General features: G+C 73.3%; 18 protein-coding genes. 10 read left to right on the top strand and 8 right to left on the bottom strand.

The annotated features are described in order from the left end of the window. Positions 1–88 precede the first annotated feature (88 nt). The 3 genes from MKK68_RS12660 to MKK68_RS12650 all read right to left on the bottom strand — a co-directional run bounded on the left by MKK68_RS12660 (position 89) and on the right by MKK68_RS12650 (position 4,380). A complete protein-coding gene (locus MKK68_RS12660) occupies positions 89–1,648 on the bottom strand; it encodes an alpha/beta hydrolase domain-containing protein (protein ID WP_244030574.1) in 1,560 nt (519 codons plus the stop codon). Between the two features lie 125 nt (positions 1,649–1,773). Next, positions 1,774–3,720 carry a YgiQ family radical SAM protein gene (locus MKK68_RS12655; protein ID WP_405044261.1) on the bottom strand — a complete coding sequence of 649 codons (1,947 nt, stop codon included), beginning with the start codon at positions 3,718–3,720 and terminating at the stop codon, positions 1,774–1,776. A gap of 165 nt (positions 3,721–3,885) precedes the next feature. Further along, entirely contained in the window at positions 3,886–4,380 is a 495-nt protein-coding gene (locus tag MKK68_RS12650) for a YcgN family cysteine cluster protein (protein WP_147728252.1), read from the bottom strand. Positions 4,381–4,630: 250 nt separating this feature from the next. Between MKK68_RS12650 and MKK68_RS12645 the strand changes: the two genes are divergently transcribed. Genes MKK68_RS12645 through MKK68_RS12635 form a run of 3 tightly spaced genes read left to right on the top strand, consistent with a single transcriptional unit; the run spans position 4,631 to position 8,315 of the window. Further along, the gene (locus tag MKK68_RS12645) at positions 4,631–6,898 is read left to right on the top strand and encodes a transglycosylase domain-containing protein (RefSeq protein ID WP_244030572.1); all 2,268 of its coding nucleotides are present in this window, start codon (positions 4,631–4,633) and stop codon (positions 6,896–6,898) included. Between the two features lie 5 nt (positions 6,899–6,903). Then, positions 6,904–7,638 (top strand): DUF1214 domain-containing protein, encoded by a 735-nt coding sequence (locus tag MKK68_RS12640; protein ID WP_147859939.1) that lies wholly within the window; start codon positions 6,904–6,906, stop codon positions 7,636–7,638. Continuing rightward, positions 7,626–8,315: a hypothetical protein gene (locus MKK68_RS12635; RefSeq protein WP_244030571.1), complete on the top strand. Its 690-nt coding sequence runs from the start codon at positions 7,626–7,628 to the stop codon at positions 8,313–8,315. Before MKK68_RS12640 ends, MKK68_RS12635 begins: the two co-directional genes overlap by 13 nt. Positions 8,316–8,336: 21 nt before the next feature. On the opposite strand, the gene MKK68_RS12630 is transcribed toward MKK68_RS12635, so the two are convergent. After that, a complete protein-coding gene (locus tag MKK68_RS12630) occupies positions 8,337–10,127 on the bottom strand; it encodes a chloride channel protein (protein WP_244030570.1) in 1,791 nt (596 codons plus the stop codon). 82 nt (positions 10,128–10,209) lie between these two features. Between MKK68_RS12630 and MKK68_RS12625 the strand changes: the two genes are divergently transcribed. The 3 genes from MKK68_RS12625 to MKK68_RS12615 all read left to right on the top strand — a co-directional run bounded on the left by MKK68_RS12625 (position 10,210) and on the right by MKK68_RS12615 (position 13,015). After that, positions 10,210–10,659, top strand: coding sequence for a MarR family winged helix-turn-helix transcriptional regulator (locus MKK68_RS12625; RefSeq protein ID WP_244030569.1), 450 nt, complete (start codon positions 10,210–10,212; stop codon positions 10,657–10,659). Between the two features lie 87 nt (positions 10,660–10,746). Next, positions 10,747–12,636 (top strand): alpha/beta hydrolase family protein, encoded by a 1,890-nt coding sequence (locus MKK68_RS12620; RefSeq protein WP_244030566.1) that lies wholly within the window; start codon positions 10,747–10,749, stop codon positions 12,634–12,636. A 121-nt stretch (positions 12,637–12,757) separates the two neighbouring features. Then, a complete protein-coding gene (locus tag MKK68_RS12615; protein WP_244030564.1) occupies positions 12,758–13,015 on the top strand; it encodes a hypothetical protein in 258 nt (85 codons plus the stop codon). Positions 13,016–13,044: 29 nt separating this feature from the next. On the opposite strand, the gene metB is transcribed toward MKK68_RS12615, so the two are convergent. The 3 genes from metB to MKK68_RS12600 all read right to left on the bottom strand — a co-directional run bounded on the left by metB (position 13,045) and on the right by MKK68_RS12600 (position 15,472). Then, positions 13,045–14,208: a cystathionine gamma-synthase gene (gene metB / locus MKK68_RS12610; RefSeq protein ID WP_244030563.1), complete on the bottom strand. Its 1,164-nt coding sequence runs from the start codon at positions 14,206–14,208 to the stop codon at positions 13,045–13,047. A 114-nt stretch (positions 14,209–14,322) separates the two neighbouring features. Next, on the bottom strand, positions 14,323–15,147 hold the full coding sequence (locus MKK68_RS12605; RefSeq protein ID WP_409567235.1) for a hypothetical protein: 825 nt from the start codon (positions 15,145–15,147) through the stop codon (positions 14,323–14,325). A 133-nt stretch (positions 15,148–15,280) separates the two neighbouring features. After that, complete coding sequence (locus MKK68_RS12600; RefSeq protein ID WP_244030558.1) at positions 15,281–15,472, bottom strand: hypothetical protein; 192 nt, start codon at positions 15,470–15,472, stop codon at positions 15,281–15,283. Between the two features lie 541 nt (positions 15,473–16,013). On the opposite strand from MKK68_RS12600, the gene MKK68_RS12595 reads away from it, so the two are divergent. From MKK68_RS12595 to MKK68_RS12580, 4 genes are all read left to right on the top strand, one after another. Beyond that, a complete protein-coding gene (locus MKK68_RS12595) occupies positions 16,014–16,277 on the top strand; it encodes a hypothetical protein (RefSeq protein ID WP_147729324.1) in 264 nt (87 codons plus the stop codon). A gap of 123 nt (positions 16,278–16,400) precedes the next feature. Further along, positions 16,401–17,345 carry a glutathione synthase gene (gene gshB, locus MKK68_RS12590; protein ID WP_147729325.1) on the top strand — a complete coding sequence of 315 codons (945 nt, stop codon included), beginning with the start codon at positions 16,401–16,403 and terminating at the stop codon, positions 17,343–17,345. A gap of 154 nt (positions 17,346–17,499) precedes the next feature. Continuing rightward, on the top strand, positions 17,500–17,838 hold the full coding sequence (locus MKK68_RS12585; RefSeq protein ID WP_244030556.1) for a type II toxin-antitoxin system RelE/ParE family toxin: 339 nt from the start codon (positions 17,500–17,502) through the stop codon (positions 17,836–17,838). A 1-nt stretch (position 17,839) separates the two neighbouring features. Continuing rightward, positions 17,840–18,139, top strand: a complete 300-nt coding sequence (locus MKK68_RS12580) for a helix-turn-helix domain-containing protein (RefSeq protein ID WP_244030554.1) — start codon at positions 17,840–17,842, stop codon at positions 18,137–18,139. Between the two features lie 127 nt (positions 18,140–18,266). On the opposite strand, the gene MKK68_RS12575 is transcribed toward MKK68_RS12580, so the two are convergent. After that, complete coding sequence (locus MKK68_RS12575; protein ID WP_147860059.1) at positions 18,267–19,799, bottom strand: cation:proton antiporter; 1,533 nt, start codon at positions 19,797–19,799, stop codon at positions 18,267–18,269. Positions 19,800–19,888: the final 89 nt, after the last annotated feature.

Here is a 19,888-nt window from a genome sequence, read left to right as displayed (position 1 = left end):
GTCGCGCCGGTCGGCCCCTCGGGGCCGACCGGCGATTCGCGTGGCGCAAATGCCGGGCGGACCGTAGCACCCGCCCCGCCGGCCGCAATCAGCGCGGGGCCGCCGTCGGCCCCGTCCCGCCAAAAATCGGGTCCGCGGCGGCGGCGTCGACGATGACCGCCGCATCCTCCGGCAGCAGGAAGCCCTGGGCCTCGGCCTCCCGGGCGGCCTCGCGCACCCGGTTCACGTAGTCGGCCTGGCTCCGGTAGCGCTCGGCCAGCGACGGCGGGCCGCCCTCGGTCGCCCGTCGCGGGAAGGGCCGGTAGGCGCCGACGAGCGAGCAGGTGAAGGTGGACAGCGGCGCGTTCTGCAGGCCGTGGACGCCGAGCGGCGCCGCGATGTCGGGCAGGCGCACGCCGCCGACGGGATTGCCGTCGGCGTCGCGCCGCGGCACCTGGACGACCGCCTCCTGCAGGGTCCTGGGCGCCTGCAGCACGCTCGCGTCGCCGGTGGCCGGCACCAGCGGCATCAGCCGGGTCCCGGGCGGGGCGAGGTTTTGCGCGACCCAGCCGTCGAGGCGCTGGAGCGTGGCCCGGGCCACGGGAGCCCAGTCGAGGCGGCCCGGCGGCAGGCTGCAGGCCTCGGCCCGGACCACGGTGACGTGCGAGGCGCCGGCGACGTCGTACATCCGGACGTTGGCCGGCAGCGCGAGGTCTTCGGTGCCGGTGGCGCCGGTGCGGCCGAGCGAGGCGCGCAGCGACGCGTAATCCGTGGTCGAATTCAGGAGCATCGCCTTCGGCGCCACCTCGCCCCGCGCCTCGGCCGCGGCGACGATCGCGCCGATGGTCAGCGGCCCGTCGTGGACGCCGGGAAACTCCGGATCGGCAAAATTCGGCGCGCCGTCGGCGCTCGATCCCGGCCCGGTGCCCGATCGCAGGATCGGCAGCAGCCCCGCGCCCGAGACGAAGACGTGCATCCCGTCGAAGACGCGCCGGCCGTCGGCGCGGTTGAAGCCGTGCAGCAGGAAGGTCTTCAGGAAGCGCCCGTCCTGCGACTTGCCGGTGGCGAGCGTCCGGCTCACGCTGCCGGCGAGCGGGTTCGGCGTGCCCGCGGCATCGGCCGCCGCGTGGGCGAGGAAGTCGGCCGTATCGCGCACGATGGCGAAGCCGACCCCCTCGACGAAGCGCCGCTGTCCCTCGCCGTCGGTGAAGGACGGCAGGTCGGCGCCCTGGCCGAGCTCCCAGTACACCTCGGCGACCCGGTAGCCGCGATCCTCCAGGAAGCCGGTGCCGGCATCGAGGTTGCCCGACGCCATCGGCAGCGCCCGCGGGCTGTTGTAGAGCGCGTGGGCGTAGGCCTTGCCGCGATTGGGCACGTCGACCAGCAGCGCGCCGTTGCCGGCGGCCGCATCGACCGGCAGGAACAGGATCACCCGCGCCGCGTACTCGACCCTGCCGGCGGCGTTGCGCGTCGCCCTGTCGAGATCGGGAATGCCGGCCTCGCCGGGCGCCAGATCGCCGACGACGCGCCCCTCCCAGCGCGCATAGGCCCCCGCCGCGAACGTGCCGTAGGGCTGCTTGGACGCGATCTCCAGGCGGACGACCCTGGCCTCGGCCGCGCCCGCGCCGAGGGCGAGGAGGAGGGCTGCGGCGTGGAGGATGTGTGGCATGGGAACCCCTCGTTTCGGCAGAGCCTGACGCCGTCGCGGCGTGCCGGCCGGGGGGACGATCCGGGGGCGGATGGAACCGCGCTCGGCGCTCGATCCCGACATGGAACGCCCGATGCGCGCGGCCGTCACTTCCGCAGCGGCACGCCCTTCGTGGTGAAACGCGGCGCGCCCGGATGGCGCCCGGGTCGCGGCTGGCCGCCCGCCTTGCCCAGGCCCGTTCCCGGCGGCTGCGAGAGCGGGACGAGCTGGTCCGGCCGCGGCCCGATGAGATCCGCGCGGCCCATCGCCCGCAGCGCCTCGCGCAGCAGGGGCCAGTTCTCGGGGTCGTGGTAGCGCAGGAACGCCTTGTGCAGCCGGCGCTGGCGCATCCCCTTGATCGCGTCGACCGGCTCGCTGCCGCCGCGCCGCACGCCCTGCAACGGATTGATCTCGGTGTGGTACATCGTCGTGGCGGTCGCCATCGGCGAGGGCAGGAACGTCTGCACCTGATCGGCGCGGTAGTCGTTCTTCTTGAGCCAGACGGCGAGGTTCATCATGTCCTGGTCGGTCGTGCCCGGATGGGCCGCGATGAAGTACGGGATCAGGTAGTATTTCTTGCCGGCCTTCTCGGCGGCCGCGTCGAACATCTCCTTGAAGCGGTCGTAGGTGCCGATCCCCGGCTTCATCATCAGGTCGAGGGGGCCGCGCTCGGTGTGCTCGGGAGCGATCTTCAGCCGGCCGCCGACGTGATGGGTCACGAGCTCCTCGACGTATTCGGGGCTGCGGACCGCGAGGTCGTAGCGCACGCCGGAGGCCACCATCACCTTTTTGACGCCCTTGACCTCGCGGACCTTGCGATAGAGCCGGATCAGGTCGTCGTGCGAGGTGTTCAGGTTCGGGCAGATGTCCGGGAAGACGCAGGACGGCAGCCGGCACGCCGCCTCGATCTTCGGGTCCTTGCAGGCCATCCGGTACATGTTCGCCGTCGGCCCGCCGACATCCGAGATCACGCCGGTGAAGCCCGGGGTCTTGTCGCGGATCCGCTCGATCTCGCGCAGGATCGAGCCTTCCGACCGGTTCTGGATGACGCGGCCCTCGTGCTCGGTGATCGAGCAGAAGGTGCAGCCGCCGAAGCAGCCGCGCATGATCGTCACGGAGAACTTGATCATGTCCCAGGCGGGGATCTTCGCGTCGCCGTAGGCGGGATGGGGGGCGCGGGCGTAGGGCAGGTCGTAGACCGCATCCATCTCCTCGCTGGAGAGCGGGATCGGCGGCGGGTTCAGCCACAGGTCGCGGTCGCCGTGGCGCTGGACGAGGGGGCGGGCGTTGCCGGGGTTGGCCTCCCGGTGCAGCACCCGCGAGGCGCGGGCATAGGCCTCCTTGTCGTCCTTGACCTCGTCGTAGGCGGGGAGCCGGATCACGGTCTCGCCGGGGCGGCGGCTGGCGGCCTCGTCGGCCGAATCGAGATCGTCGGCGGGCAGCTCGGCGTAGTGCGCGGGCACGCGGCGGAACAGGGCGACGCCCCGGACGGAGTCGAGCTCGTGCGGCGCCGCGCCGGCCGCGAGGCGGTTCGCCACCTCGACCACGGCGCGCTCGGCATTGCCGTAGAGCAGCAGGTCGGCCTTCGCATCCGCAAGGATCGAGCGGCGCACCTTGTCGGACCAGTAATCGTAATGGGCGATGCGGCGGAGCGAGGCCTCGATGCCGCCGAGGATGATCGGCACGTCCTTGTACGCCTCGCGGCAGCGCTGCGTGTAGACGATGGTCGAGCGGTCCGGGCGCCGGCCGCCCTCCCCGCCCGCGGTGTAGGCGTCGTCGTGGCGCAGGCGACGGTCCGCCGTGTAGCGGTTCACCATCGAGTCGAGATTGCCGCCGGTGACGCCGAAGAACAGCGCCGGCCGGCCCAGGGCCTTGAACGGCTCCGCCGATTGCCAGTCGGGCTGCGCGATGATGCCGACCCGGAATCCCTGCGCCTCGAGCAGCCGGCCGATGATGGCCATGCCGAAGCTGGGATGGTCGACATAGGCGTCGCCCGTCACCAGGACGATGTCGCAGGATTCCCACCCGAGCGCGTCCATCTCGGCGCGGCTCATGGGCAGGAACGGCGCCGCCGCCTTGGAAGACGGCCGCTTGCAGGCGAGGGGAGCCGGGGATCGACTCGCGGAAGCTTGGAGGAGGTCCATGGGGCCCGTGCATAGACCGCCGGGGCCGCGACCTCAACGAACGGCGCGGCGGGTCATCACGGACCAGCCCGGCCCCTACCCCTCCTCGCCCGGCATCGCCGTCGGCCAGTCGACGATCCGGTCCGGGAGCTCGTCGTCGGAGAACTCCTCCTCGTTGCCGGCCATCCGGCCGCGGATCGAGATGCCGGCGTCGTGGACGCTGTTGCGCGAGCCCGAGATCAGCGGGTGCCAGTCGAACAGCGGCTCGCCGTCGCGGACCAGGCGGTAGGCGCAGGTGGGCGGCAGCCACGGGATCGTGCGCACCGCCTCCGGCGTGAGGCGGACGCAGTCCGGCACGCGGACCTGGCGCTTGGCGTAGTCGCGGCAGCGGCAATGGTGGCCGTCGAGCAGCGTGCAGCCGACGTCGGTGTGGTGGACCTCGCCGGTGTCGTCGTCCTCGAGCTTGAGCAGGCAGCAGCGGCCGCAGCCGTCGCACAGGCTCTCCCACTCGGCCGGCGTCATCGCATCGAGGGATTTCTCCCGCCAGAACGGCAGGGCGGCACCCGCGGGGGCGGGCTTGGGGTTCCCCATCGGGAACACCTCTCGTGTCTCAAGGGCTGAAGCGCTCTCCTGTGCCGCATGGGCGCCGGCCGCGCAACCTCGCCCCGGGGCCGCCCCAATCCCGCATCAAGGTTGACGCGACCTTTCTCGGGCGCCCGCCGGACCCATCGCCGCGAGGGCCGCGTTCCATCTCGCGAAAGGCCCCGCGGCTTGGTAGAGAGGGGCACGGCCCCGTCGTCCGCGGGTCCGTTGAGGCGTCTCTAGGAGCCGGAACCCCGTCGTGCGCCTGCCGAACGTCTCTCGTCTCCTCACCCGCATCGGGCACGCGTCGCTGGCCTTCGACGCGTGGGTCAATGCGGGCCTCTACGACAGCGGCGTCTCCGGCGGCGCGGCCTACGGCCGCTTCCAGGAGCGGATGAAGGTCTTCGCCTTCCGCGGCTGGAAGCGAGTCGCGCTCGACCTGACGAGCGAAGCCACGACGCTCGGCACCGGGGCGGCGATCCTGATGCTGGCGATGGCGCAGCCCGCCTTCAACCTCACCAGCGACAACTGGCTGAAGCAGCAGGACCTCGCGGTCACCTTCCTCGACCGCTACGGCACCGAGGTCGGGCGGCGCGGGATCAAGCACGACGACTCGCTCAAGCTCGACGAATTCCCCGACATCATGATCAAGGCCCTGGTCTCGACCGAGGACCGGCGCTTCTACGAGCACTGGGGCATCGACCCGATCGGCACGATGCGGGCGCTGGTCAACAACTCGCGCGGCGGCGGCAACACCCAGGGCGGCTCGTCGATCACGCAGCAGCTCGCCAAGAACCTGTTCCTCACCAACGAGCGCTCGCTGGAGCGCAAGATCAACGAGGCCTTCCTGGCCCTGTGGCTCGAGAGCCACCTGACCAAGAACGAGATCCTGAAGCTCTACCTCGACCGCGCCTACATGGGCGGCGGCACCTTCGGCGCGGTGGCGGCGGCGGACTACTATTTCGGCAAGCCGCTGAAGGACATCAGCCTGGCCGAGGCCGCGATGCTGGCCGGCCTGTTCAAGGCGCCGAGCAAGTACGCGCCGAGCGTCAACCTTCCGGCGGCCCGCGCGCGCGCCGTCGACGTGCTGCACAACATGGTCGAGGCCGGCTTCGTCACCGAGGGGCAGATCCAGACGGCGCTGCGCAACCCGGCGACGCCGGTGACGCGCACCCGCGACATCACCGCCGACTACTACCTCGACTGGGCCTTCGGCGAGATCAAGGCCATGGCCGACGCGGGCAAGTTCAAGAGCGACCGGGTGCTGACGGTGAAGACGCCGCTCGACCTCGGCATCCAGAAGCGCGCCGACCAGGTGGTGGCCGACATCCTGCGCAAGTCCGGCGAGGCCTACGACGTCGACGAGGCGGCGATGGTGATCCTCGATCCCGATGGCGCCCTGCGCGCGATGGTCGGCGGCGCCGATTACGGCGAGAGCCAGTTCAACCGCGCCACCGACGCGCTGCGCCAGCCCGGCTCGTCGTTCAAGCCCTACGTCTACGCGGCGGCGCTGAGCTCGGGCCTGTTCCGGCCGGACACGGTGGTGGTCGACAGCCCCGTCTGCCTCGGCAACTGGTGCCCGCAGAATTACGGCCGCTCCTATTCCGGGCGCCAGCCGATGTGGCTCGCGGTGGCCAAATCGATCAACACGATCCCGATCAAGGTCTCGATCGCCATCGGCAAGGGCCTCGGGATCAAGGGCGACTTCCCGGCGGCGAAGGCGGGCCGCGCCAAGATCATCGACACGGCCCACCGCATGGGCATCACCACGCCGCTGGTCGATTCCGTCTCGCTGCCGATCGGCTCGGCCGAGGTCACGGTGATCGACCAGGCCGCGGCCTACGCGGTGTTCGCCAACGGCGGGCGCAAGGCGAAGCCCTACGCGGCCTCCGAGGTGAAGAACTCCAGCGGCGAGGTGATCTACCGGCACGACGACGAGAAGCCCGAGCAGGTGCTCTCGACCCAGGTCGTGGCCGACATGAACTACATGCTGAACAAGGTGGTCGAGGAGGGCACCGGCCGCCGCGCGCAGCTCGAGGGCATGAAGGTCGCGGGCAAGTCCGGCACCACGAACGCCTACCGCGACGCGTGGTTCGTCGGCTACACCGGCAACTACGTCGCCGCGGTCTGGTTCGGCAACGACGACCACACCTCGACCAACAAGATGACCGGCGGCTCGCTCCCCGCCTCCGCCTGGCACGACGTGCTCGAGGTCGCCCACCAGGGCATCGAGCTCAAGCCCCTGCCGGGGCTTAAGGCCCCGAACGCCGCCGCCGCCCAGGCCGCCGCCGCCGCCCCGACCGATCCGGCCGCGACCAGCTACGGCAAGCTCTCGCGCCGGAGCTTCGAGGTGATCGGCGGCCTCAACGGCCTGTTCCGCACCGTCGAGCGGGCCCGGCCCGATGCGGGCGAGGCCAAGCCCGCCGCCGGCGAGCCGCGCCCGGGCGCGAGCCTGGCGCCGGCCGCCACGACCCGCGACGTCGCCGAAGGCACCCGCTCCGTCGGCGGCCGCTTCGAGACCCGGTGACGGCCATGGCGTCGGGCATCGATCCGGCCGCGACGGCGGTCGCGCCGCAGGCCGCGGACGCGCGGCGCGAGCCGAGCCCGCGGCAAGGCACCGACAGGGGCACGGACAGGGGCACCGGCACGGCCGCCGGCCGCCTGCGGAAGCTCGCCTCCGGCGCCTCGCCGGCCGCGCTCGCCCTGTACGCGCTCGCGCTCGGCGCCGGCCTCGGGCTCGCCAGCGCCGACTGGGCGACGCGGGGCGGCTACCCGTTCGGCGGCGTCACGGTGGGGGCCTGGACCGCGTGGCCGCGGGCCGGCTCGACCGCAGCCGACCCCTATACCCGCGCCGTCAACGCCCGCCGGGGCGAGGTGCCGCTCGCCGTCGGCGAGGGTCTGCTGCTCACCGCCGCGGTCGACGATGCCGGGCGGGCGCTCGACGCGACCTGCACCTACCGCATCGCCGGCGTCACCCCGCCGGCCCGCGCCTGGACGCTGACGGTGGCCGGCCGCGGCGCGCCCGAGCCCGGCCGCCAGCCGGTGCGCGAGGGCTTCACCGCCACCGAGATCCTGCGCGAGGCCGACGGGCGCTTCGCGATCCTCCTCGGCCCCGAGGTCGAGCCCGGCAACTGGCTGCCGAGCCCGCGCGCCAGCGGGCCGATCCGGCTGGCGCTGCGCCTCTACGACACCCCCGTGGCCGCCAGCGCCGGGACGCTCGACCGCGACGCCGTCCCGGCCATCACCCGGACGGGATGCGCCTCGTGAACCTGCGCGTCATCTACGCCACCGCCTGCGGGCTGGCGCTCGCCGGCATCGTCCACGTGGCGACGGTGCTCGCGATTCCCGCCCTGTCGGAGACCGACGCCCTCACCCGCGCCCGCTCCAGCGAGAGCCTGGAGCACCCGCAGCGGGTCTACACGCTGGCGACCCACGGCGAGGCGGCGCCGGCCGAGGCGTGGCTGCCGATCCCCGACCCGTCGGTCGCGGTCGGCGTCTGCGCCTACGACCTGGACGACGGCCCGATGCGGGTCTCGGCCCGCACCGGCGCGATGATGCTGTCGCTGGCGGTGCACGGGCGGAAGGGCGCCTTCTACGCGGTGACCGACCAGGCGGCGGTGCGCGGCGCCCTCGACCTCGTGGTGCTGACCCGGGCGCAGTACGACGCGGCGCTCGCCAGCGACGACGAGAACGAGCCGAGCCGCGACGTGCGCATCGTCGCCCCAAGCGACCAGGGATTCGTCGTGGTCCGCGTCATCGCCGCCCTGCCGAGCCAGCGGCAGGCCGCCAACGACGCGGTGCAGGCGGTCTCCTGCACCACCGACAGCCCGGACGAGCCGGATCCCGACCCGGCGCCGGCCAGCCCGCCGCCGGCGAGCCCGCCGCCCGCAAGTCCCTCGCCGACAAGCCCGCCGCCGGCCGGCCGCGCCAAGCCGAACGGCTGACGTGGAGCCGAACGGCCGACGTCACGCCGTCGGCGCCGGCGCCGGCCGCTTTCGCGCGAAGTAGGCCCGGCGCTCGGCCTCCGACCGGTTCACGGCGGCGCGGACCTGCAGCAGGTCCTTGCGCGTGACGAGCCCGACCAGCGCGCCGGTCTCCGCATCGGTCACCGGCAGGCGGCCCTGGCCGGTCGTCAGCATCAGGTCGACGGCGTGCGCCGCGACGTCGCCCGGATGGACGACGGCCAGCGACCCATCCGAGACCCGCTCGCTCAGCCGCTCGCCCGCGCGGTTCCCCTCCGCCCGCCACAGCAGCGCGTCGCCGCGGGTGACGAGGCCGACGGGGCGGTGCGCGCCGTCCACCACCGGGTAGGCGTCGTGGCGCCCCGCCTCCACCGCCGCGACCGCCTCGGCGAGCGTCAGGCCGGCGTCGAGCGTCTCGACCGCGGGCACCATCACCGCGGCGACGCGGGTGAGCTCGTAGGGGTCGATGCCGTATTCGCGGGTGATGTGCTGGCCGCGCCGCGCGATCTTCTCCGTCAGGATCGAGCGCTTGAGCAGCAGCACCGTCACCCCGTAGGCGGCCGCCGACGCCGCCAGCAGCGCCGGCAGCGCGTGGACGTCGCCGGTCAGCTCGACGGCGAACAGCGTGCCGGTGAGCGGCGCCCGCATCGTGCCGCCGAGCATCGCCGCCATGCCAAGCAGGGCCCAGAACCCGGGCTCGCCCGGCAGCACCGACCCGACGAGCCAGCCCATCGTCCCGCCGAGGATCAGCAGCGGCGCGAGCACGCCGCCCGAGGTGCCGGACGAGAGCGCGACGAGCCAGATCGCCGCCTTGACCAGCAGGATCAGCAGGACGGCCCGGACCAGCATGTGCCCGCCGAGCAGGTCGGCGATGACGTCGTAGCCGACGCCGAGGGCGCGCGGCTCGACCAGCCCGCCGAGGCCGACGGCGAGGCCGCCGAGCGCCGGCCACCACATCCAGTGGATCGGCAGGCGCTCGAACGCGTCCTCGATCGCGTAGAGCAGCGTCGTCAGCACGCCCGAGAGCAGCCCCGCGACGACGCCGACGGCGACGCAGGCAGCGAGCCCCCACCACGGCAGCACCGGGTCGGCGGCGAAGGGGAAGAGCGGGCCGGACCCGAACAGCGCCGGCCGCAGCATCGTGGCGGTGACGGCGGCGGCCACCACCGGGATGAAGCTGCGCGGGCGCCACTCGAACAGCAGCAGCTCCACCGCGAGCAGCACCGCGGCGACCGGCGTGCCGAAGATCGCGGTCATGCCGGCGGCGGCGCCGGCGACGAGGAGCGTCTTCCGCTCGGCGGCGCTCAAGTGGAAGAACTGCGCGAACAGCGAGCCGATGGCGCCGCCGGTCATGATGATCGGCCCCTCGGCGCCGAACGGGCCGCCGGTGCCGATCGAGATCGCGGACGAGACCGGCTTCAGCACGGCGACCTTCGGCGACATGCGGCTGCCGCCGATCAGGATCGCCTCGATCGCCTCGGGAATGCCGTGGCCGCGGATCTTCTCGGAGCCGAACCGCGCCATCAGGCCGATGACCAATCCGCCGAGCGGCGGCACGCAGACCATCCAGAGCGACGGCGTCGCCCACGCCAGCGAGGTCGCCGTCGCGTCGACCCGGCCGAACCAGACGAGGTTCGTCACGAAGGCGATCAGCGCGAGCAGGGCCCAGGCCGCGACCGTGCTGCCGAGGCCGATGATCACGGCCATGGCGCAGAGGCGGACGAGGCGTCGGTCGGTCCGGAAATCGCCGAGAGCCCGACGCCCGGCGGGCGCGGCTGGCTGGGTGGCCTGCATGCGGTCGAACCTCCTGTAGGATGCGGTGACGCCCGATATATATCGTAATACGATATATTAAACCCCTGACCGGAGATGCCCGATGGATTCGGATGCGGGGCCCGTCCTCTCGCGGGAGGCCTATGCCGCGATCGCGCGCTTCCGGCTGGAGCTGCGGCGCTTCCTCGCCTTCAGCGAGGCGGCGGCCGGCAAGGTCGGCCTGCCGGCGCAGCAGCATCAGGCGCTGCTGGCGATCGCCGGGCATGACGGGCCGCCCACCGTCGGGTTCGTGGCCGAGCAGCTGCTGATCGCGCCGCAGACCGCGGCGGAGCTGGTCGCGCGCATGGTCGACAAGGGCTTCCTGACCAAGGCCGCTGAGGCCCGGGACCGGCGCCGCATGGCGCTGTCGCTGACGCCGAAGGCGATGGCGGTGCTGCAGCAGCTGACGACGGCCCACCTCGCCGAGCTGCAGACGCTGGAGCCGGCGCTGGCCACCGCCCTGGCCACGGCCCTCGACCGCGTGCACGGCCGGCCCGACGCCGGGTGCCCTTGAGGAGCGCCGGGCTTGCGGAACCGGGGCGCTCCGGTCTGAATGCCGGGCGGAGCGGCCGCGGGCCGGCGGCGCGGGAGGACGACCTCGATGATCGAGCTGATCCCGCGGGCGCACCTGTTCGGCAACCCGCTGCGGACCGCCTACCGGATCAGCCGCGACGGGACGCGGCTGGCCTGGCTCGCGCCGGTCGAGGGCGTGCTGAACCTCTGGGTCGGGCCGGCCGGCGACCCGGCTTCCGGCGCGCCGGTGACCGCGGACCGCCACCGCGGCATCCGCGACTACGAATGGGCCTATGACGGGCGCCACCTGCTCTACCTGCAGGACACGGACGGCGACGAGAACCACCACCTCCACGCGGTCGACCCGCTGACCGGAACCAGCCGCGACCTGACGCCGATCGCCGGCGTGGCCGCCTACCTGGCCAAGCGGAGCAAGGCCGTGCACGGCAGCGTCCTCGTCGGGATCAACGCCCGCGACCCGCGCTTCCACGACCTCTACGCGATCGACGTCGCGAGCGGCGCGCGCAGGCTGGTCCAGGAGAACCCGGGCTTCGCCGGCTTCCTGGTGGGCGAGGATTTCTCCGCGCGCCTGGCGATCCGGACCGAGCCCGACGGGGCGAGCACCCTGATGCGACCCGACGGCGACGCTTGGACCCCGTGGCTGACCTTCCCGGCCGAGGACAGCCGCGTCTCGGGGGCGACCCATCTCGACGCCGCCGCTAGCGCCGTGTTCTGCCGCGACAGCCGCGGGCGGGACACCGCGGCCCTCACCCGCGTCGACCTCGCGACCGGCGCCGCCACGGTCCTCGCCCACCACCCCGAGGCCGACATCGGCGCGGTGCTCACCGACGTCGACAGCCACGAGCCGCTGGCCTACGCGGTCGACCGCGCGCGCCGGCGCTGGCACGTCCTCGATCCCCGGGTCGCGGCGGATTTCGCCTTCCTCGAGGCGCGGGCGATCGGCGACTGGCACGTCACGAGCCGCAGCGAGGACGACCGGATCTGGCTCATCGCCGCCGAATCCGACCTCCGCCCCTGGGCGACCTACCTGTACGACCGCGCGGCAGGCCGGCTCGACGCGCTCGGCAGCGCCAAGCCGGAGCTCGACGCGGCACCGCTCCGGCCGATGGCGCCGCTGACGATCCGCGCGCGCGACGGGCTCGACCTCGTCTGCTACCTGACCCGGCCCGCCGGCGCCGAGGCGCCGGGCGCGATGGTGCTCGTCGTCCACGGAGGCCCGTGGGCTCGCAACCGGTTCGGCTGCAACATCTACCACCAGTGGCTGGCCAACCGAGGCTACGCCGTGCTCGACGTGAACTTCCGCGGCTCGACCGGCTTCGGGAAGGCCTTCGTCAACGCCGGCGACCGCGAATGGGGCCGGCGCATGGACGACGACCTCCTCGACGCCGTCGCCTGGGCGGTCGAGGCCGGCGTCGCCGACCCGAGCCGCGTCGCGATCCTGGGCGCGAGCTACGGCGGATACGCGGTGCTGGCCGCGCTCGCCCGCAACCCCGGGACCTATGCCTGCGGGATCGACGTGGTCGGCCCGGCCAACCTCGAGACGCTGGTGCGGACGATCCCGCCCTACTGGGAATCCTTCCGGGCGCAGTTGTACCGGGCGGTGGGCGACCCCGACACCGCCGACGGCCTTGCGCTGATCCGCGCGCGCTCGCCGGTCCACGTCGCCGACCGGATCAAGGTGCCGCTGCTGATCGCGCAGGGCGCGAACGATCCGCGGGTGCGGCAGGCGGAATCCGACCAGATGGTCGCGGCGCTCGTCGCCAAGCGCATCCCGGTCACCTACCTGCTGTTCCCCGACGAGGGCCACGGCTTCGCCCGGCCGGAGAACAGCCTCTCCTTCCACGCCCGGGCCGAAGCCTTCCTCGGCCGCCACCTCGGCGGCCGCGTCGAGCCGATCCACCGGCACAAGGCCGAGGGACGCGCGATGCGGATCCTGCGCGACGATCCGCCGGCCTGAGAACGGTCGCCTGCGCCGCGACGCGATCCCCTCACGAAAGCGTGTGGCGATCCGCGGCCGAATTGTATGGATTTTGTATTCAAACCGGCAACCTTCCGACCGGTACGTTCGTACCGATGGCATGGTCAACGACAACGTGCATTCCCTGCAAGCGATCGCCGACGCCCTCGGGCTGCCCGTGGAAGCCTTCGCGGCCGGAGCGCAAGGGGACCGAGCGCAAGGGGCCGGAGAGCGAGAGGCCGGGGCACAGTCGGCCGGCGAGCTCGGCGAGCTGGCGTCCCTGCTGCAGCTCTGGCTCTCGGTCCGCGATCCCCAGGCCCGGCGCCGCGTCCTCAACGCGATGCGCGGCGAAGCGGAACGCCCGGGCAGCGGCGGCTGAGCCGGCGCGGGCGGCCGCCGCGCGGACCTTCAGGCGGGCGGGAGGGCGTCGAGCGCGCGGGACAGGTCGGCCAGGAGGTCGTCCTCCGCCTCGAGCCCGATCGACAGCCGCAGCAGCCCGCCGGTGATGCCGGCGATCGCGCGCGCGTCGGGATCCATCGCCGCATGGGTCATGGTCTCGGCGTGCGAGATCAGGCTCTCGACCCCGCCGAGGGACTCGGCCAGCGTGAACACCCGCAGCACCGCCACGAACCGCCGCACCGCCTCGCGCCCGCCCGCGAGCTCGAAGCTCAGCATGGCGCCGAAGCCGCTCTGCTGCGCCTTGGCGAGGGCGTGGCCCGGATGGGTCTCAAGGCCGGGATAGTACACCGCGGCGACGGCCGGGTGGCCGGCCAGGAACGCGGCGAGACGCCTGGCGGTCTTCTGCTGCTGCTCGATCCGCACGAACAGGGTGCGCACGCCCCGCAGCGTGAGGTAGGCGTCGAACGGCGAGCCGGTGACGCCGATGGTGTTGGCCCAGGCGGCGAGCTCGTCGCCGACCTTGGCGTCGGCCGCGACCACCGCGCCCCCGACCACGTCGGAATGCCCGTTGAGGAACTTGGTCGTCGCGTGCACGACGAGGTCGGCCCCGAGCGCCAGGGGCCGCTGCAGGGCCGGCGACAGGAAGGTGTTGTCGACCACCGAGAGCGCGCCGGCCTCGCGGGCGAGCCCGGTGACGCGGCGGACGTCGACGACGCGCATCAGCGGGTTGCTCGGCGTCTCGATCAGCACGACCTTGGGCCTTCTCGCGAAGGCCGCGGCCAAAGCCGCCGGGTCGTTCTGGTCGACGAAGGCGACCGTGTAGTGCCCGCGCGCGCTGCGCAGGCTGAGCAGGCGGTGCGTGCCGCCGTAGCAATCGTGCGGGGCGATCAGGAGGTCGCCCGGCCGCAGGCTCGACAGCGCCAGGTCGAGGGCCGCCATGCCGCTCGACACCACGACCGCGCGGGCGCCGCCCTCGAGCTTGGCGATGGTGTCGGCGAGCTGGTCGCGCGTCGGGTTGCCCAGCCGCGAGTAGTCGTACGGCCCCGGCTTCTCGAAGGCCGGGAACTTGTAGGTCGTCGAGAGATGGATCGGGGCGATGACGGCGCCGTACGCGGTGTCCTCGGCCACGCCGTTGGTGGCCGCGATCGTGCGCGCTGCTTTCGGTTCGGTCATCGCTTCCCCTCCTCCCGGGAATCGGTCCGCGGTGCGATCCGACGGCCCCGCCGAGGCGTTCTTTATAGAGGACGAAACGATCTTACAACGGAACGTGGCGTCGCGCGCCGCCTTTCAGTCCTTCACGACCAGCGGGCGCACCGGCGGCAACGCCGCGGCCCCCTCCTCACCGGGCACGAGGCCGCAGCGGAAGGCGGCCTCGCGCGGGAGCAGCGGGTCGAGCAGCGCGCGGCGGGCGGCGAGCACGCCGATGCTGCGTTCCGCCCCCACGGCCTCCGGGCCGGGCAGCGCGACGACGAGGTGCTCGACCGCGTAGCGGTAGCGCGCGGTGCGCTCGGCCAGTTCGAGCCGGACCCAGGCGATCAGGCATCGGTTCTCGGCCACCCGCATGGCGGCGTTGCGCACGTCGAAATCGTCCAGCGCCCGGGCGAAGGGAAGGCTGCGCAGCCGCAGGGCGTCGGCGTCGATCACCCGCGCGGCGATCGCGACGAAGGGCGGGATCAGCCGGGCGTCGGCGGTCGCGTCCTCGGACAGCCGGCGGTAGCGCGAGACCGGCGAGCGGGCGGGCTCGGCGACGAGGGCGTCGTGATAGGCGGCGACGTCCCCCGGGCGCCACGAGGGCGGCAGCACGCGGGCGCGGGTGAGGTTGGCGAGCACGTCGACGAACGCGGCCTCGGGGGCCGCCGGCATCAGGAAGCGCCAGGCGCGCGCGCGCAGCGTCTGCTCCTCGTCGGTCAGCGGGAAGGCGGAGGCCGGCTCCTCGCGCTCGCGGGCGGCCAGCGTCCCGGTGGTCTCGACCAGGCTGTTCCAGGCGCCGGCCTTCGGGCGGCCGAAATCGCCCTCCTGGGCGCAGGCGGCCAGCAGCGCGGTGAGGAGCGCGGCGGTGAGCGCGCAGGTCGCGACCGGGCTCGCGCGGCGCCGGGCGCCGGCGATCGGAATCGGCACGCGCCGGGCCTGACTCGGCCGGGGCTGACTCGGCCGGCCCTGACTTGGCATGGTCCGCCTCGTTCGGGTGTCGATGGGGTGGGACGCGGGGATCGTCGGGCCGGCGGGTCGCCCGCCGGGGGCCGGATCAGGAGGCGAGGCGCTCGTAGCGCACGCCGAGGAACAGCAGGATCTCGCCGCGGCGCTCGCCGGCCTCGGGACGCCGGGGGGGCCGGGGCGCGACGGGGAACGGCACCACGCGGCCGGCCGGCACGCGCGGCGCGACGTCGTCGACGGCCGGCGGGTCGGAACGGAGGGCGGCGGGTCGGGAGACGGTCATGGGGGGCACCTGTCGGCTGATCCGGGCATCGCGCCCGGGCCCCGGGGCGGGGCGTCGGCAAGGGCGACGGCGTGTCGATGGCCGGCAGATCAGCACGCCATGGTTAATGCATCGTTTCCCCGAGACGCGCTCGCAAGAACGGCGTGCGGAGCCTCGTCGCGCGGCGCGTGCCGGCCCCGGCACGCCGTTGGCCTGCCCCTTGCAGGATCGGATCCGCCCATGGCGGGCGTTTCCTCCCAACGACTGGGCCCTGCTCGCGACCCGGGCGGGGCCCTTCTTCTGCGCCGGGCCGATCCGTGCCGGCGGACGCCGTCGCCCGGGGGATCGCGGCCGATGCTGCGTTGCGGTGGCGGAGCGGCCGAAGCGGAACCGTCGCACGGTCAGGGCGCTTGCCTAGCGACCGTCGGGCCCGATATGCCGTGCCATTCGCGGATGCGCCCCTCGCGGACCCGCCGCCCGGGATTCCATGACCGACAAGCAAGGACCACGCTGGATGCGACTGGACACGTTTCGACACGCCCGTGGCGCAAAGCTGCCCCGGATGCTCCGCCCCGTGGCGCTGGCGGCCCTCCCGCTCGCCCTGCTGGCGCTCGCCGGCAGCCCGGCGCAGGCCCAGCGCGAGGACCAGGGGCTGCAGCTCGGCTGCGCCAACGACTATTTCCGCCTCTGCGCGGGCGTCGACCCGAACAGCCCGGCGGCCGAGGCCTGCATGACGCGCAACCGCAAGCGCCTCTCGCCCGAGTGCCGCAACGCCATCGGCGACTACGACAAGCGCACCGGCGGCAAGTCGATGCCGGAGGATTGAGCGGTCCGGGCGCGTCCGCGACGCGCCCGAAGCGACGATGGGGACGACGAGCGGCCGGCTCGGTCCGGGGGGATGCGGCGATTCCCCAGGGAGCCGGCCGCGTCATGAGTGGAGCCCGACGACATGGCTTTGACCGTTGCGGTCCAGATGGACCCGATCCAGGCGATCCGCATCGCCGGCGACACCACCTTCGCCCTGCTGCTCGAGGCGCAGGCGCGCGGCCACCGGCTGATCTACTACACCCCCGACCGGCTCTCGATGCAGGGCCGCCGCGTCACCGCGCGGGTGCAGGCGCTGACCGTGCAGGACGTGGAGGGCGCGCACGCGACGCTCGGCGAGATCGAGCGGATCGACCTGTCGGAGGCCGACGTGGTGCTGATGCGCCAGGACCCGCCCTTCGACATGGCCTACATCACCGCGACCCACATGCTGGAGAAGATCCACCCGCAGACGCTGGTGGTGAACAACCCGGCCGAAGTCCGCAACGCGCCGGAAAAGCTCTTCGTCCTCGACTTCCCCGACCTGATGCCGCCGACGCTGATCTCCCGCGACAAGGCGGAGATCGAGGATTTTCGCCGCGAGCACGGCACCGTGGCGATGAAGCCGCTGCACGGCCACGGCGGCGCGGCGGTGTTCCGCGTCTCCGAGACCGACCCGAACTTCGGCTCGATGTTCGACCTGTTCTCGGTCACCTTCCGCGAGGCGTGGGTGGTGCAGCGCTTCCTCGAGAAGATCACCGAGGGCGACAAGCGCATCATCCTGGTCGACGGCGAGCCGATGGGCGCGATCAACCGCGTGCCGGCCCTGAACGACATCCGCTCCAACATGGTCCGCGGCGGCGCCGCCCGGCCCTCCGACCTGACCGAGCGGGAGCGCGAGATCTGCGCCACGATCGGCCCGGAGCTGCGCCGCCGCGGCCTGATCCTCGTCGGCATCGACGTGATCGACGGGCACCTCACCGAGATCAACGTCACCTCCCCGACCGGCATCCGCGCGATCAAGCGCCTGGGCGGCCCGGACCTCGCCGTGAGCGTGTGGGACGCGATCGAGGCGCGCGTGGCGGGCTGAGGCGAAGCGGCTCGGCGGGGCGCGTCCGTCGCGGAGCCTCGCCGTATTCCGGCGCGAAGGACTGTCGCGGAAGCGGATGCTGCCGCCCGCGACTGCGCCATTGACTGACGGTGTCAATGACCTATATCGCACCATGCCAAGGCCGCCGCACACCGTGTCCGAGACGGCGTCGTACCTCGCACGCTGCGACAGGCTCGGGCTCACGCCGGACGAACGCGCGCGCATCGTCGATCAGGTCGCAGCCGATCCAAGCGGCGGCGATGTGGTTCGCGGCTCGGGCGGCGTGCGGAAGGTCCGCTTCGGCGGCTCGGGCGGGTACCGCGTGATGGTGGCCTATCTCGGCGACAGGGTGCCGGCCTATCTTCTGTCGATCCTGTCGAAAGGACAGCAGGCCAATTTCACCAAGGCGCAGATCGAGGTCATGCACGGCCTGACCAAGAGCCTGAAGCGCCAGTGGAGCCTGAAGCTCAAGGAAGGGCGTGCCGATGATTGACGTGACGAACGACGTGTTCGGCGATATCGTCGCCGGGCTCGAGCAGGCGGCGGCGCATGGGGGGGGCGAGGCCGTATCCGGCATGGTCGTCCACGTTCCCGATGCGATCGACGTCGCCGAGATCCGGCGGCGTACGGGCAAGGCCCAGCCGGCCTTCGCCGCGAGCATCGGCGTCCCCGTCGGTACGTTGCGTCAGTGGGAGACCCGGCGCCGGCAGCCGCGGGGCGCTGCGCTCGTCCTTCTGGCGATGATCGCGACGAACCCGCGCTTGGTGGAGGAGACGCTGGGCCGCCAGGCGTGAGGCACCGCCCCGGGACGTCCAGGTCCCCGCGCGACGTCCGTGGTCCGGCGTGCATCCGGTCGATCGGCGATGGCCGGATCGTTTGGCGCTCCTCGACGCCGGGCGTCTGCGGACGAAGCCTCAGGTCTCACGTCTCCGATTTCGGCGTCGCGTTCAACTCGGCCCAATCGAACTCCTCCTCCAGCACGAAGTAGGCGTCGTCGCCGATCGCGCCCTCGCGGCGCAGGCGCATGACCGTGTCGCGGGCGGCGCCGATGGCGCGGCGGCGCAGGCCGTCGGTGGGCAGCGATTCCGGGGCGCGGCCCTCGTCGTGGTCCTCGGCCGCCGCGAGCGCGCCGCGAAGCTCCTCGCGCAGGGCCTCGGTGCCGGCGTCGTCCTCGGCCCCCTCGAGGCTGTCGAGCGCCGCGCGGTAGGCTTCGGCCCGGGCGCGGCCCACCTCGCGGCCGACCGGGTCGTCGTCCTCGAGGCCGAGCCGGGCGAGCAGCGGGTTCAGGGTCAGGCCCTGGACCACGAGGGTGCCGAGCACCGTGCCGAAGGCGGCGAACACGATGAGGTCGCGCTGGGGGAAGCCCTGCGGCAGGGCGAGCGCCGTGGCGATGGTGAGGATGCCGCGCATCCCCGCCCACGACACCGCGATCGCGCCGCGGAAGGCGTGGCGGCCGGGCTCGGCGAAGGCGAGGCCGGGCAGGGCGGAGGCCGGCAGCACCCAGGCGATCCGCACCAGCACCACCGTGGCGAAGACCGCGCCGGCGAGCGCGAGCGCGCCGAGCTGGTCGGCGCCGGCGAGGCGCTGCAGGATCGGGCCGATCTGGATGCCGATCAGCACGAAGGCCAGCACGTTGAGCACGAACACCGCGGTGTTCCAGACCGCGTAGGAGATGATGCGGGTGCGCGGCGCGGTGATGCCGGGGGTGCCGCGCGCCACGGTGATCGCGAAGGCGACCAGCGTCAGCACCCCGGACATCTCCAGGCGCTCGGCCGCGATCCAGATGCCGAAGGCGGCCACGAACTGCAGCACGATGGTGCTGGCCGCATCCTGCACCCGCCGCATCCCGGCGACGAAGGCGAACCCCGCGAGCGGCCCGACGACCAGGCTCGCGACCACGCCGACGAGGAAGGTCGGGCCGACCTCGGAGGCGTGGAAGGCGCCGCTCGCGGCGGCCGCGACGCCGAGCCGGTAGATCAGCAGCGAGCCGGCATCGTTGAGCAGGCTCTCGCCGCGCAGGATGGTGGTGAGGCGGTGCGGCAGCGAGACGTGGCGCAGCACCGAGAGCGCGGCCACCGCGTCGGGCGGCGCGACGATCGCGCCGAGCACGATGCAGGCGGCGAGCGGCATGCCCGGCACCAGCAGCTTGGCGACGACGGCGACGGCGATCGTCGTCACCGCCACCGCGCCGAAGGCGAGGCCGGCGATCGGGCGCCAGTTCACCCGCAGGTCGCGCAGCGAGGTGGCGTAGCCGGCATCCATCAGCACGGGGGCGAGGAACAGCGCCAGCGCCAGCTCGGGGTCGAGCTCGAGGTTCGGCACGCCCGGCACGAAGGCCAGCCCGACGCCGCCGAGCGCCAGGAAGGCCGGATACGGCGCCCCGATCCGCCGCGCGAAAGCGGCCAGAAGCACCGCGCCGAACAGGACGCCGACGACCCAATCGAAGATGATCATGGATCGGAGATAGGGCGCTGCGGGCGGCGCGGCGCCGAAACGGCGAGCCGTCCGGCAACGCGCCGCGACCCGCACGCCCCGGCGGAGCA

The sequence above is a fragment of the Methylobacterium sp. E-016 genome, from assembly GCF_022829745.1.
GTDB lineage: Bacteria > Pseudomonadota > Alphaproteobacteria > Rhizobiales > Beijerinckiaceae > Methylobacterium.
The sequence above is the reverse complement of the archived record's forward strand: the minus strand, read 5'-3'. Positions and strand labels throughout refer to the sequence as shown.